Below are 13,957 nucleotides of genomic sequence, written 5' to 3' on the forward strand. Positions count from 1 at the left end.
TCCTCGATGCGCCCGCCTCGACACTTCAAGGAATCACAGCATGAGCCAGACCCTTACCTCCAAGAAGGTCCACGACCTCATCGGCGTGGGCTTCGGCCCTTCCAACCTGGCCCTGGCCATTGCCCTGGAAGAGCTCGCCGAGACCAATGGCTACGCCCTCGATGCGCTGTTCATCGACAAACAGGTCGATTACCGCTGGCACGGCAATACCCTGGCGACCCAGAGCGAACTGCAGATCTCTTTCCTCAAGGACCTGGTGTCGCTGCGCAACCCCACCAGCCCCTACAGCTTCGTCAATTACCTGCACCAGAAGCAGCGCCTGGTCGATTTCATCAACCTGGGCACCTTCTATCCTTGCCGCCTGGAGTACAACGACTACTTGCGCTGGGCCGCCGAGCACTTTGCCAACCAGGCGCAGTACGGCGAGGAAGTGGCGCGGATCGAACCGGTGCTGGAGGCCGGCAAGGTGCAACACCTGAACGTGATTTCCCGCGATGCCCACGGCCACGAACACAGCCGCCTGGCGCACGCCGTGGTGGTCGGCACCGGCGGTACGCCGAAGGTGCCGGCAACCTTCACCTCGTTCAAGGATGACCCGCGGGTGTTTCACCATTCGCGCTACCTGAGCAGCCTTGAGGCACTGCCCTGCGCCCAGGGCAAGCCGATGCGCATCGCCATCATCGGTTCGGGACAAAGCGCCGCCGAAGCCTTCATCGACCTCAATGACAGCTACCCGTCGGTCAAGGTCGATATGATCGTGCGCGCCTCGGCCCTCAAGCCGGCCGACGACAGTCCGTTCGTCAACGAGATCTTCGCGCCGATGTACACCGACCTGGTGTTCAACCAGAGCCACCCCGAGCGCAAGAAGCTCATCGACGAGTATCACAACACCAACTATTCGGTGGTCGATGTCGATCTGCTCGAGCGCATCTACGGCATCCTCTACCGGCAGAAAGTCGCGCACCAGTTCCGCCATGCCGTGCTGTGCCGGCGCCAGGTTGAGTGCGCCACCGCCACCGCCGAGGGCATCGAGCTGACCCTGCAGGACCTGGCCACCCACCAGCAACAGACCCACCGCTATGACGCAGTGATCCTGGCGACCGGCTACGAGCGCCGCTCTCATCGCGAACTGCTGGCGCCACTGCAAGGTTACCTGGAGGACTTCAGCGTCGATCGCGACTATCGCGCCCTGGCCAGCCCCGACCTGCAGGCGGCGGTCTACCTGCAGGGTTTCTGCGAAGCGTCCCATGGCTTGAGCGATACCTTGCTTTCGGTGCTGCCTGCCCGTGCAGCGGAAATCGGCCAGTCGCTGTATCACAGCCTGGCGCACAAAGCGCAGCCCGTCCCCCTGCAGGCCGACATCGTCGCCCTCTCCCGCGCCTGAAACAGGAACCGCGTCATGAGCAATCACCCACCCGGCGCGATCCGCCAACTCTTTGCCCTGCTCAAGCCATTCTGGCCGACCGTTGGCCTTGCCACCTTGCTGGGAATGCTCGGCGGCCTGTCGGTCACGGCCCTGCTGGCGACCATCAACAATGGCCTGCACGCCGAGAACGGCCTCAGCCAGGGCGTGGTGCTGGCTTTTTGCGGACTCTGCGTGGTGGCGTTGCTGAGTAGTATCTGTTCGGACATCGGCACCAACTATGTCGGTCAGCATGTCATTGCCGCGCTGCGCAAGAGCCTCGGTGAGAAGGTCTTGTCGGCGCCCATCGAGCAAATTGAGCGCTACCGCAGCCACCGCCTGATCCCGGTGCTGACTCATGACGTCGACACTGTCAGCGATTTTGCCTATGCCTTTGCCCCGCTGGCCATTTCCCTGACGGTAACCCTGGGTTGCCTGGGCTATCTGGCCTGGCTGTCGCTGCCGATGTTCCTGCTGATCCTGGTTGCCATCGGCCTGGGCACGGCCATCCAGTACGTGGCCCGGGCACGCGGCATCCGTGGCTTCGTGGCGGCGCGCGAAGCCGAGGACCAGTTGCAGAAGCATTATCATGCGGTTGCCGAGGGCGCCAAGGAACTGCGCATGCACCGCCCCCGGCGCCAACGCATGCTGATCGATGGCATTCGTCGCACCGCTGACAGCATCTGCAATACCCAGGTGCGTTCGATCAACACCTTTGTCATCGCCAAGAGCCTTGGCTCGATGCTGTTCTTTGTCGTGATCGGCCTGGCGCTGACGCTGCAATCCCTCTGGCCGAGCAACGACAAGACGGTGATGAGCGGTTTCGTGCTGGTATTGCTGTACATGAAAGGCCCGCTGGAACACTTGATCACCACCCTGCCGATTGTCAGCCGCGCACAGATTGCCTTCAGGCGCATCGCCGAGCTGTCCGAGCAGTTCTCGTCGCCCGAGCCGCACCTGCTGCTCGATGCTGCAGCACCTGCCGCAACGACGTTGCACAGCCTGGAACTGGTCGATGTGCGTTACACCTACCCCGCCAGCCCTGGCGTCGAACCGTTCAGTGTCGGCCCGGTAAACCTGCAGTTGGCGCCCGGGGAGATCGTGTTCATCGTCGGCGAAAACGGCTGCGGCAAGACAACCCTGATCAAGCTGCTGCTGGGCTTGTACGAACCGCAACAAGGGCATATCGCGGTCAACGGCGAGGCCGTGGTGGCGGCAACCCGGGATGACTACCGCCAGTTGTTCACGACCATCTTCGCCGACTACTACCTGTTCGACGAGCTGGTCGAGGGCACGCAGAGCGTCCCCAAGGATGCCGACAAGTACCTTCAGCGGCTTGAAATTGCCCACAAGGTCAGTATCCACAATGGCGCCTTCAGCACCACCGACCTGTCCACCGGACAACGCAAGCGCCTGGCCCTGCTCAATGCCTGGCTGGAGGGGCGGCCCGTCCTGGTGTTCGACGAATGGGCCGCCGACCAGGACCCGACCTTCCGCCGCATCTTCTATACCGAGCTGCTGCCCGACCTCAAGCGTCTGGGTAAAACCATCATCGTCATCTCCCACGACGATCGCTATTTCGGCGTTGCCGACCAACTGGTGCGCATGGAACGCGGCCACGTCAGCACGGCGCTCGAGCCCGTCTGACCGGAGCGGGGCAAACTCCCGGAAAAATATTTGTACGGTTTTGCCCCGCTCGTGCGTTTCATTGAAAGTTAATAAAAATTATTACCACTTGCCACCTTGGGAGCATTCATTCGTGCAGGTTCGCCATTCACTTACACCCCTCACCCACGCCTTGCTGCTGAGGCATTACCTCAAGGCGCCGGTTGCCGCAGTGGTCCTGGGGATGACCGTCGCTGCACCGGTACAAGCTCAGGCGCAGACCCAGCAATACGATTTCAACATTGCTGCCCAGTCGATGACGGCGGCGCTCAACCAACTGGCCGAACAGACCAACCTGCAGGTGCTCTACAGCCCTGATTCGGTCCAGGGCCTGCGTACCCAGGGGGTACAGGGGCGCTTGAGCGTGGCCCAGGCAGTCCAGCAACTGTTCAACGGCACGTCGCTGCGCTACTCCCTCGATGGCAACACCCTGACCCTGCTGGCCAAGACCGACGATGGCGCGCTGAACCTGGATGCCAGTGTCATCTCCTCGACCCTGGTCTCCGACTCACCCTACGGTGAAACTCCCGGCTATATCGCCCGCCGCACCCTGACCGGCACCAAGACCGATACGCCGATCCTGGAAAACCCGCAGGCCATCTCGGTCATTACCCGCGAGCGCATGGACGACCTCGGTGCCCAGCGCCTGTCCCAGGCCCTGAGCTACACCTCCGGCGTGCGTGCCGACTCCGGTGGTGCGAGCAACGCAGCCGACAACATTTTCCTGCGCGGCTATGCCATCTCGTTCACCTACCGCGATGGCTTGCGCCTGCGCCCCCTGGGTTTCTTCGGCATGATCGGCGAAGAGCCCTACGGCATGGAGCGGGTCGAGGTACTCAAGGGCCCGACCTCGATCCTCTTCGGGCAGAACGAGCCCGGCGGCATGGTCAACTCGATCTCCAAGCGCCCGACCGACTATGAGCGTGGCGAAGTCGCCATTTCCGGCGGTAGCGGTCATCGTCGCCAGGCCAACTTTGACATCAGCGGCCCGCTCAACGAAGACAAGACCCTGTCGTATCGCCTGGTCGGCCTTGGCCGCGAAGCCGATGGCGTCTACGACCATACCGACGACGACCGTGCCTACGTGGCGCCGAGCCTGACCTGGCGGCCGAACGAGCAGACCAGCCTGACCGTGCTCACGGCCTACCAGAAGAACAAGGCCCTGGCCCCGACCACCATTCCCTGGGCCGCCGTCAACGGCAGCAGCCCGTACGGCAAGGTGCCCATGGATCGCTTCATCGGTGAACCCGGCTTTGACACCGAAGAAGTCGAAAGCACCTCGCTGGGCTACGAGTTCAGCCACGAGTTCAACGACACCTGGACGGTCCGCCAGAACCTGCGCTGGAGTACCTTCGACAACCAGGAAAACTACCTGGCCCGGGTCAGCGGGCTGGTCACCGGCCCCGACGGCGTACCCAACGCTTCGGTAAACCGCGACTACCAGATCCGCCATGCCTATGGCGATCTGTTCACGGTCGACAACCAGCTGCAGGCACGCTTCGACACCGGCCCGATCGCGCACACCACCCTGATGGGCGTGGACTACAGCTGGAGCAAGTCGATCCGTAACGAACGCTGGGGACGCGCGACGCCGATCAACGTGTTCGATCCCAGCTACGGTGCCCCGGTCGACACCTCGGTCTACACCGCCTGGGTCAATACCGTGCAGCGCAATACCCAGGTCGGTTACTACTTCCAGGACCAGATGAAATGGGATCGCTGGGTGCTGACCCTCGGCGGTCGCCAGGACTACGCACGCAACCGCACCGAAGACCGCTTCACCGACGTCGAAACTGCTGACCAGGACTGGGATGCCTTCACCGGCCGCGCCGGCCTGGTGTACCTGTTCGACAACGGTTTCGCCCCCTATGTGAGCTATTCCGAATCGTTCAATCCGATCGCCGGTACCGGAGCGCCGCAACGCGGCAGCAAGACCTTCGAACCGGAAACCGGCAAGCAGTACGAAGCGGGCATTCGTTACCAGCCACCGGGCACCGAGACGCAACTGACCTTGTCGGTGTACGACCTGACCAAACAGAATGCCCTGACGCCGGACGCCGAGTTCATCGGCTACAGCATCCAGACCGGCGAAGTGCGTTCCAAAGGTGTCGAGTTCGAAGCCATCACCACCGTCGCCGAGGACCTCAAGCTCACCGGCTCGTTCTCCTACAGCGACGTGGAAGTGACCAAGAGCAACAGCGGCAACGAAGGCAAGCAGCCGTTCAAGGTGCCGGCCAAGCTGGCCTCGGTCTGGGCCGACTACAGCTTCCCCTTCGATCCGCTGCAAGGCCTGAGCATCGGTGTCGGCGCCCGGTACACCGGTTCCACCTACGGCGATGCCATGAACACCTTCAAGGTGCCCTCCTACACCTTGTATGACGCCGCCGTGCGTTACGATCTGGGCAAGCTCGACCCGAGCCTGCGCGGGGCCCAGGCCAGCGTCAACGTCAACAACCTGACCGACAAGTACTATGTCGCTTCGTGCTTCTTCTCGCTGGCGTGCAACATGGGTGAAGGCCGTTCGGTCGTCGCCGAAGTCAGCTACAAGTGGTGAAGTCCTGACAGACAAAAGCCCCCTGTACAGGGGGCTTTTTTTTGGGTTCTTCACGGGTTGCCGGGGGCTATGATCCTTGGGTTGGGTTGGGTTGGGTTGTTGAGGCTACGGCTGTGGGCTTATCCATTCGATGTGGCGCCGCTACCGGCCCCTTCCGCCCTTACGGCGGGTCCCTTTTGTCTTGGCAAAAGGAACCAAAACCGCTCGCTCCAGCATACGGCCCTACGCTGCGCTCCGGGTTCCTTCGCTACGGTGCCTTCCAGGGGCATCGCGGCCTACGACTTGCTACGCCAAGTCTACGTCTCGCGTCTTCGGCCTGGGCCGAAGGGTGCTACGCACCAGCCCCCTCCAGACACCTACGCTCAGCCTCCTGAAGTCGCGAAGTTACGGGCGGCGCCTGCACTGGCGTATCTGCGAAAGCAGATGTTGGCGAAGCCATGCTGACGCAGGAGCGGGACAAGCCCGCTGGTAAAACGAGTACCAACTTGCTTGGTCTTGATCTTGATGTTCATGCACGTACTTCCAGGCGCCGCGAAAGACGACTTCAGGAGGCCGAGCGAAGGTGCCGTAGCGAGGGGACCCGAAGCGCAGCGTAGGGCCGTATGCAGGAGCAAGCGGTTTTGCCTACCTTTTCCCAAGAGAAAAGTAGGCCGCCGTAAAGGCGGAAGGGGCCAGCAGCAGCGCCACAGCGAATGGATAAGCTCGCGCCCCCCAACCCCGGATTCAGTGAAGAGCCCTTTTTATGGCCCTCAATCGAACGTGCGACCGGCGCGCCAGTAGCCCATCAGGGTCAGGGCGCTACGGTCCAGCCCGCGCTCGGTGATCAGGTAGCGACGGATGTTCATCACAGCGGCAGACTCGCCGGCGATCCAGGCATAGAAATCACCGCTGCCGGGTTTGGCCAGTTCCCAGAGGATCTGCCGGTCGATATCGACCTCCTCCAGTTTGACCTTCAGGCCTGCTCCGGCCACGGTGGGTGGAAGGCGTGCCAGTTCGCGGCTGGCGTGAATCATCGCTTCGCCATGGGTGCAGTGCAGTACATCGCGTGGCAACCAGCTGAGCTCGGTCGCCGGGCTGCAAGCCAGATCAAGGCAATCGGCTTCGCCAGGCATTTCGATAAAGGCCTGGACTGCCACCTCGGGCAGGTCCCTGGCGATTTGTTCGAGTATGCCGGCAATTGCCGGCAGGGCAGTTTCATCGCCGATCAGCAACAGGTTGCGCAGAGCCTTGGGCGGGCGCCATTCATAGCCGCCCGGATCACCATCGAAGGCCAGGTTCGGGGCCACCATCTGCAAGCGATCGCCGATCCTGGCCTGGGTCGCCCAGGTCGAGGCGGGGCCATTGACGCCGTGCAGGACAAACTCGACATCCACCTCCTGCGCTTCGCGGCGCAGCGCCCGAATGGTGTAGGTGCGCATCGGTGGGCTCTGCTCGGCGCTCAGGCCACGGCGGGCATCCTGCCAGGAGCCGTGCTTGGGCAACTGCGGTGGCTGGCCATTCGCAGAGGGGAAGAAAATCTTGATGCGCTGATCGGCGGCCAGGCTGTGCATTTGCGCGACATCCTCACCGCTGAAGACGAAACGCGTGAGCGACGGGCTGAGCGCGATGATGGCTTTGAGCTGAACATCGAACAGGCGGTAGGCGCTGGCTTTGGCGGGTTTGCCGGCCAGCTTGCGCAGACCATTGCCCAGGGCGTTGGTCAGTGAAGTGGAGGCGGACATGGGCGGTACCTCTGGCAAGGGGGGTACCTGGAAAACGAAACGCCTGGCTGCTGAATTAGCCGACGGCCGCCGCGGTTAAATTTCCCTCGCCAGCATACGTCCTAGCTTGGATAAGGCCTGCTTCATGGCTGATACGGGTAGGACGATGACGATTTCGCGACGAGGATTCATAGCAGGCCTGGCAGTGGCGGGCGCGACCGTGCCAGCCGCCTATTACGCGCACAAGCAACTGACCCATGATCCAGAAGACGACATCGTTACCCCGGGTGAGGCCAGTGTCGAACTGGCCGATGCTGCCGGCCAGCAATTGGCCGATCAGTTGCGCGGGGTCTGGGAGCTGCGTTTCGCGGGTGCCGATGGCGGCTTGGCAGGCGTCCCCCGGGAAGGCGTGCTGATGTACCTGGACGTCGCTGCCAAGGGCCGCGGCCTGCGTGGGTACGTGGACAGCGAAAGCGTCCTGGGCAGTGATGCGCCGGCAGCCTACCGGGTGCTGGGTGATCTGGTCGGTGCCTCCACGGCCTCGGTGCGCTGGCGGCTGATGAGCACTCAGGGTGGGCCTGGCTACGAATGTTCAGCCAGCCTGGACGAGGTCTGGGGCAGTTTCGGCAATGCCGGCAGCGGCACGCTCAGCGGCCGCTTGCAGCCGCTGGATCGCTCGATGGCCTTGCCCCTGGCCGACAGCCATTTCGTCGCGGTCAAGCGCCTGTTCCCCGAAGCCCGTGAACGCTTGCCCTACACGCCGCAGTTGCAGGCTTGGCTGATCAGCGCCGAGCACCGTTTGTTCCATCAGCTCTGGCATGCAACCCGTGACAAGTGGCACCGGCTGTCTGAAGAAAAGCACGGTGCCTTGCGCGGCCTGGGCTGGCAGCCCGGCCCGCGTGACAAGGAGCGTGATGCCCGTGGCCCGCGCAAGCACCGCAATGGCTCGGGCGTGGACTTTCTGTTCATGCACCGGCACATGCTCGGTACCGCCCGGTCAATGCAGGACCTGCCGTCGTGGACACATTTCCCCTTGCCGCAACCGAGCGTCGAGCTCGACCGCCAGGGCTTTGCGCGCTACTACGACAATCACGACGGCTACTGCGTACCGCCAAGCTGGCGGGCGCCGGGCGACAATGCCTACGGGCAGTGGGTGTCGGCGATCAAGGCCGGCGAGACGTTCTGCAGCAACTTCCAGGTCTGGGAGTCGCAGTACCAGGACCCGCTGTACCTGTCGAGACTGACCCTCGGGGCGTTCGGCTCGGAGCTGGAAATGAACCTGCACGATTGGCTGCACATGTGCTGGGCCTCGGTGCCGCGCGATCCGGTCAACGGCGCGCCGGTGCCTTTTGCCCGTGATCCGGCCGATTTTGCCGGGCGCTGGTACGGAGCAGAAAACGACTTTCTCGGCGACCCGTTCTCGTCCCATGTGAATCCGGTGTTCTGGGGCTTTCACGGCTGGATCGATGACCGCATCGAGGACTGGTACCGCGCCCATGAGCGCTATAACCCGGGGCAGGTGCGGCGCCTTGAGGTCAATGGGGTGCAGTGGTTTGCCCCGGGACGCTGGGTCGAAGTCGATGACCCGTGGTTGGGGCCGGTGACCCATGGTTGCAGCACTACGCCAGGGATGTTCCCGGGCAAATCGGTGGAAATGGATGTCGAGACCATGAAGCTGGCCCTGCGCATTACCTTTGGCGACGACGACAAGATTGGCGACCTGGTACGCCGGGTACCGCAACGGCCCTGGTATGCGCGGCATCTGTCATTGCGCGGGATTGTTTCCTGATTCCTTGTGTTGGGCCTGCTTTGCAGGCCATCGCCGGCAAGGCCGGCTCCCACAGGGTTTGTGCAGGCAGGTCAATGATTTAGCGAACCACCTGCCATCCGCCACCTAATGCCTTGTACAGCGCCACGCTGCCTTGCAACCGGGCCAGGCGCAGTTGTACCTGCTGGTCCTGGGCTTGATACAGCGTGCGTTGGGTTTCCAGTACTGTCAGCAGGGTCTCGGCACCCGCCTGGTAGCGTCGCTCAGACAGTCTGAAAGCGATCTGCGCCTGCTCCACTTCCTCATCCTGCGACTGGCGCTGCTGGTCGACGCCACTGATGCCATTGATGGCCCTTTCGACATCGGCAAAGCCGTTGATGATGCTGCTGCGGTAATTCTCCAGCAGTTCATCCTGCTTGGCGCGGGCTTTGTCGCGTTCGGCGCGCAAGCGGCCGTTGTTGAAGATCGGCGCAGCCAACCCGGCACTCAAGGTGTAGTAGGGGCTACGCATCACCTGGGCAAAGGTATCGGCGCCTGAACCCAGGTCGGCGCCCAGGGTCAGGCTCGGCAGCATCGCCGCGCGGGCCACCCGCACGTCTGCCTGGGCGGCGGCCAGGCTGGCTTCGGCGGTGGCAATATCCGGACGGCGGCTAAGCAGCTCGCTGGGCACCCCGCTGCCGATTTGCGGCCAGTTCAGGCGGGTGATCGATTCTTCAAGGGCGGGCAGCGCCTGCACCGGCTCGCCGAGCAAGGTCGCCAGGGTGATGCGCGCCTCCTGCAACTGCTGCTCGAACAGTGGTACCTGGCGTTGCTGGCCGGCAACCAGGCTGCGTTGCTGGGCCAGTTCCAGGGCGGTGGCCGAGCCGGATTGATAGCGGGTTTCGACCAGGCGCAGGACATCCTCGGCATTACTCAGATTGAGGCGGGCAATATGCACCTGCTCTCGCAGAGCCAGGCTCTGCAGGTAGCTGTTGGCGACGCCGCTGAGCAGGGTCAGTTCGACGGTCTGGCGATCGAAACGGCTGGCATCCAGGTTGAACAGGGCGCTGTCGCGTGCGGCAGTCTTGCCGCCCCAGAAGTCCACTTCGTAGCTGGCGCTCAAGCGGGTGCCGAACGAGGTGCTGGTGCGTTCGCGACTGCTGGCATCGAGCTGGTCGAAGCCGTTGCCATGCAGCAGGCGTTGGCGTCTGGCATCGAGGCCGAACTTGAGCTCGGGCAACAACGGCGCGCCGGCAATGACCGCCGAAGCCTGGGCCTGGCGAATACGCGCTGCGGCAGCGGCCAGGTCGAAGCTGTTGCGCCTGGCCTGTTCGATCAGTTGATCAAGCGCGGGGCTGGAGAACTGCCGCCACCAGTTCTCGTGGGGCAGCGGGGTGCTGGTCGCCTGGCCTTGCCACTGCGCTGGCGCCTGCAGGCCGCTCGAAAGTGTAGGGGCGGTCGACGTGCAGGCGGCAAGCACCAAACTGATCGACAGGAAACTGAGACGGCTGGGCAGGTTCATGGATTATTCGCTGGTTAGGGCTTTGACCGGGTCGAGGCGGGCGGCTTTGCGGGCCGGCATGAAACCAAACACCACGCCGGTGATCACTGCACAGGCAAAGGCGCCGAGCACGGCGGGCAAGGAGAAGGCCACGGCAATATCGGCCAGGAGCAACACGCCGCCAATCAACAGCGCCAGGGCAATGCCGGTGACGCCGCCGACCATCGACAGCAGCACCGCTTCACTGAGGAACTGGCGCAGTATGTCGCGCTGGCGCGCACCGGTGGCCATGCGGATACCGATCTCGCGGGTGCGCTCGCGCACGGTCATCAACATGATGTTCATCACCCCGATGCCGCCGACCAGCAACGAGATCGCGGCGATCGAGCCAAGCATCAGTGACAGGCTGTTCTGGGTGCGCGCTTCAGCCTGGATCAGTGCGGCATCGTTGGTCAGTTCGTAGTCGTGCTTGCCGTGGTGGAGCTTGCGCATCAAGCGGTCGATGGCCGCTTCGGTGTCGGCAACCCGGCGTGAATCGGCGGCGGCGATGGTCACGTACTCCGGGTCGCGGCTGCCGAACAGGCGGATGGCGGCGGCCGAGTAGGGCACCACGATACGCTCGTCGCTGTCCTGATCGCCCGAGCTTGCGCCTTTGCCGGCGAGAATGCCTACCACCTGGAAGGGCACGTTCTCGACCAGGATGTACTGGCCGATGGGATCAATACCGGCACCGAAGAGTTTCTCGCGCACTTTCTGGCCGATGACCGCCACGGCCGCCGCGCTCTGTTCGTCGGCTTCGGTGAAGAAGCTGCCCTCGACCACCGGCCAGTTGAAGATCTCGGAGAAGTAGGTGTTGTTGCCGCCGACATAGAACTGCTGGTTGTTGTTGCCGTAGCGCACCATCAACGAGTTGCCGATCACCGGCATGATCATCTTCACCTGGGGCAGGCTGGACACCGCGGCAACGTCATTGAGGGTGATGACGCCAGCCGGTTCGCGCAAGGTGGGCGCGCTGCCGCTGAGATAAAGGATGTTCGAGCCGAAGGCGGCCATCTGCGCCATGACCTGGCGCTTGCTGCCTTCGCCGACCGCCAGCATGACCACCACCGAGGCTACGCCGATGACGATTCCGAGCAGGGTCAGGGCAGTACGGAAGCGGTTGATCCACATGATCCGCCACGCCGCCTGCAGGGCTTCGACCAGCTCGCCTTTCCAGGCGCCGCTTGCGGTTGCGCCCTGATCCAGGCGCTGGCGCAGGTCTTCGGCCTGCAAGCCAGGGGCGGTGGGGGCAGGGCTGTTTTGCGATGCCGCCGAGTCACTGAGCACCAGGCCGTCACGAATCTCGATGACCCGGTTGGCCCGCGCTGCAACTTCGCGGTCGTGGGTAATCAGGATCACCACATGACCCTGACTGGCCAGTTCGTCAAGCAGAGCCATGACCTCGGCACCGCTCTGGCTGTCCAGCGCGCCGGTCGGTTCGTCGGCAAGGATGATGTGTCCGCCGTTCATCAGCGCACGGGCAATCGACACCCGTTGCTGCTGGCCGCCGGATAATTGGTGCGGACGGTTGCCGGTACGGCTGGCCAGGCCCAGGCGGTCGAGCAAGGCAGCGGCGCGGGCATGGCGCTCGACGGCGGGCGTGCCGGCGTAGATCGCCGGCATCTCGACGTTCTCCTGCGCCGAACCCGAGGCAATCAGGTGATAACCCTGGAAGACGAAACCGAAAGCTTCGCGGCGCAGCCAGGCCAGCTCATCGCTGTCGAGCTCGGCGACGTCCTTGCCGGCGAAGTAATAGTTGCCCGAAGTGGGGCGGTCCAGGCAGCCGAGGATGTTCATCAGTGTCGACTTGCCGGAGCCGGAGGCGCCGACAATGGCAACGAACTCGCCGGGGTGGATGGCCAGGCTGATGCCGCGGACCACCTCAACCTTGGGCGTATCGACGCCGCCATAGGACTTGCGGATATCGCGCAGTTCAATCAGGGGTGTGGACATTCAACCCCCGCTCGCGGCAGGTGCGCCGATCAGCAGGCGCTCGCCTTCGGCCAGGCCGTCGAGCACCTGCACCCGCAGGCGGTCGCTCAATCCGGTGCGCACCTGGCGCTGGTTGACCTTGCCGTTGCTGTCGAGCACCTGGGCGATGCGCAGGTCATTGCCATCGGCGTGTTCATCCAGTGCCGCTACCGGCACCGTCAGGACCTTGCTGGCCTGCCCGGCGACAAAGAACACCTGGGTGGTCATCTCCGCCATCAGGGCGTTGTCCGGGTTGTCGACATCAAGCAACACGGTGTACAGCACCACTTTGCTGCTGGCGCCACTGCCACTGGAACTGTTCGGACTGCCGCCGCCCTGGCTGGACTGGTCCAGGGGTTTTGGCGGCACCGGCAGGATTTGCCGCACGTTGCTGGTCCAGCGGCGCTTGCCGCCGGCCAGGGTGGTGAAGTAGGCCGGCATGCCAGGTTTGACATGACCGATATCGGCTTCGGAGACCTGAGCCCATACGGTCATCGGCGATAACTTGGCAATGCGCAGGATCAGCGGAGTTTGCTGCTGGGCGTTGAGGGTCTGGCCTTCGCGGGCATCAACGGCGACCACGGTGCCGGACATCGGTGCGTAGATCCGCGTGTACCCCAGTTCGGCTTCGTCGCTACGCAGGTTGGCCTGTGCCTGGCGGATCTGTGCGCGGTACATGTCGATGCGCGCCTGGGTCACCTTGAGCTGGGCTTGGGCGCTTTGCACGTCTTCATTGCGGGTCGCGCCCCCGGCAGCCAGGTGGCGTTGGCGCTGGTACTGTTGCTCGGCCAGTTGGTACTGGGCTTTCTGCTCATCGAGCTGGGCCTTGAGGTTGTCGATCGAGAAACGCCCGGCATCGAGTTTTGCCTGCTGGGTCGAGGGATCGATTTCCACCAGCAATTGACCTTCCTTGACCTGATCGCCCACTTCTACATGCAGCTTGCGGATTTGTCCGGACGCTTGCGCACCGACATCTACGTAGCGCCTGGGTTGCAGAGTGCCCAGGGCGGTGACACTGCTTTCGATATCGCCGCGGGTCACTGCTACCGTGCTGTGCGGGTCGCCGCCAGTGGGCAGGGTTTTCCAGGCGAGCAGGGCGCCCAGGCTGAGCAGGCCCAGGCCGCAGAGCAACAGGCGACGGGTGTTGGAGAAGCGTCTCATGCGGGGTTTCCAGCCAGAAAGAGTGGCCCGTGGTTACAGCCTGTCGCCCTATCACGACAGGCACGGGAAGCTCCCAGATAAACGAGGTGATTAGCGCAGAATTTACCGGGAATGGTTCTGAGCTTGCTGAGAATAATTATAATTTGTATTATTGCATACTGCCATCATCCTTATCCGCTCACCCTTGAGTCAGAGAATTCCCTTCGATGTCGCGGTC

At 63.3% G+C, this 13,957-nt stretch carries 9 protein-coding genes; 4 read left to right on the plus strand and 5 right to left on the minus strand.

Annotated elements, in window-relative coordinates; genetic code table 11:
* Positions 1-40: 40 nt before the first annotated feature.
* The 3 genes from JV241A_RS13725 to JV241A_RS13735 all read left to right on the plus strand — a co-directional run bounded on the left by JV241A_RS13725 (position 41) and on the right by JV241A_RS13735 (position 5,621).
* Complete coding sequence (locus tag JV241A_RS13725; RefSeq protein WP_134063060.1) at positions 41-1,384, plus strand: SidA/IucD/PvdA family monooxygenase; 1,344 nt, start codon at positions 41-43, stop codon at positions 1,382-1,384.
* 15 nt (positions 1,385-1,399) lie between these two features.
* Positions 1,400-3,049 (plus strand): cyclic peptide export ABC transporter, encoded by a 1,650-nt coding sequence (locus JV241A_RS13730; protein ID WP_134063062.1) that lies wholly within the window; start codon positions 1,400-1,402, stop codon positions 3,047-3,049.
* Positions 3,050-3,161: 112 nt separating this feature from the next.
* Entirely contained in the window at positions 3,162-5,621 is a 2,460-nt protein-coding gene (locus tag JV241A_RS13735) for a TonB-dependent siderophore receptor (protein ID WP_233674878.1), read from the plus strand.
* A 362-nt stretch (positions 5,622-5,983) separates the two neighbouring features.
* On the opposite strand, the gene JV241A_RS27465 is transcribed toward JV241A_RS13735, so the two are convergent.
* Both JV241A_RS27465 and JV241A_RS13740 read right to left on the minus strand, forming a co-directional pair.
* Positions 5,984-6,133, minus strand: a complete 150-nt coding sequence (locus JV241A_RS27465) for a hypothetical protein (protein ID WP_166675700.1) — start codon at positions 6,131-6,133, stop codon at positions 5,984-5,986.
* A 237-nt stretch (positions 6,134-6,370) separates the two neighbouring features.
* The gene (locus tag JV241A_RS13740; protein ID WP_134063064.1) at positions 6,371-7,342 is read right to left on the minus strand and encodes a siderophore-interacting protein; all 972 of its coding nucleotides are present in this window, start codon (positions 7,340-7,342) and stop codon (positions 6,371-6,373) included.
* Positions 7,343-7,487: 145 nt separating this feature from the next.
* Here JV241A_RS13740 and JV241A_RS13745 point away from each other — a divergent pair, with 145 nt between their 5' ends.
* Positions 7,488-9,110, plus strand: coding sequence for a twin-arginine translocation signal domain-containing protein (locus JV241A_RS13745; protein WP_134063066.1), 1,623 nt, complete (start codon positions 7,488-7,490; stop codon positions 9,108-9,110).
* 79 nt (positions 9,111-9,189) lie between these two features.
* Here JV241A_RS13745 and JV241A_RS13750 read toward each other — a convergent pair whose 3' ends face one another.
* From JV241A_RS13750 to JV241A_RS13760, 3 genes are read right to left on the minus strand one after another with little or no spacing between them, the layout of a single operon-like run.
* Complete coding sequence (locus JV241A_RS13750; RefSeq protein ID WP_115087957.1) at positions 9,190-10,590, minus strand: efflux transporter outer membrane subunit; 1,401 nt, start codon at positions 10,588-10,590, stop codon at positions 9,190-9,192.
* Between the two features lie 3 nt (positions 10,591-10,593).
* A complete protein-coding gene (locus tag JV241A_RS13755; RefSeq protein WP_115087956.1) occupies positions 10,594-12,561 on the minus strand; it encodes a MacB family efflux pump subunit in 1,968 nt (655 codons plus the stop codon).
* Positions 12,562-13,740, minus strand: a complete 1,179-nt coding sequence (locus JV241A_RS13760) for an efflux RND transporter periplasmic adaptor subunit (protein WP_115087955.1) — start codon at positions 13,738-13,740, stop codon at positions 12,562-12,564.
* Positions 13,741-13,957: the final 217 nt, after the last annotated feature.

The organism is Pseudomonas sp. JV241A, assembly GCF_900275665.1.
GTDB lineage: Bacteria > Pseudomonadota > Gammaproteobacteria > Pseudomonadales > Pseudomonadaceae > Aquipseudomonas > Aquipseudomonas wadenswilerensis.

Excerpts from the sequence above, each read along its gene's own strand:
- JV241A_RS13755 (WP_115087956.1), bottom strand. The coding sequence starts at position 12,561 with ATGTCCACACCCCTGATTGAACTGCGCGATATCCGCAAGTCCTATGGC.
- JV241A_RS13730 (WP_134063062.1), top strand. The coding sequence starts at position 1,400 with ATGAGCAATCACCCACCCGGCGCGATCCGCCAACTCTTTGCCCTGCTC.
- JV241A_RS13740 (WP_134063064.1), bottom strand. The coding sequence starts at position 7,342 with ATGTCCGCCTCCACTTCACTGACCAACGCCCTGGGCAATGGTCTGCGC.
- JV241A_RS13750 (WP_115087957.1), bottom strand. The coding sequence starts at position 10,590 with ATGAACCTGCCCAGCCGTCTCAGTTTCCTGTCGATCAGTTTGGTGCTT.
- JV241A_RS27465 (WP_166675700.1), bottom strand. The coding sequence starts at position 6,133 with ATGAACATCAAGATCAAGACCAAGCAAGTTGGTACTCGTTTTACCAGC.
- JV241A_RS13725 (WP_134063060.1), top strand. The coding sequence starts at position 41 with ATGAGCCAGACCCTTACCTCCAAGAAGGTCCACGACCTCATCGGCGTG.
- JV241A_RS13760 (WP_115087955.1), bottom strand. The coding sequence starts at position 13,740 with ATGAGACGCTTCTCCAACACCCGTCGCCTGTTGCTCTGCGGCCTGGGC.
- JV241A_RS13745 (WP_134063066.1), top strand. The coding sequence starts at position 7,488 with ATGACGATTTCGCGACGAGGATTCATAGCAGGCCTGGCAGTGGCGGGC.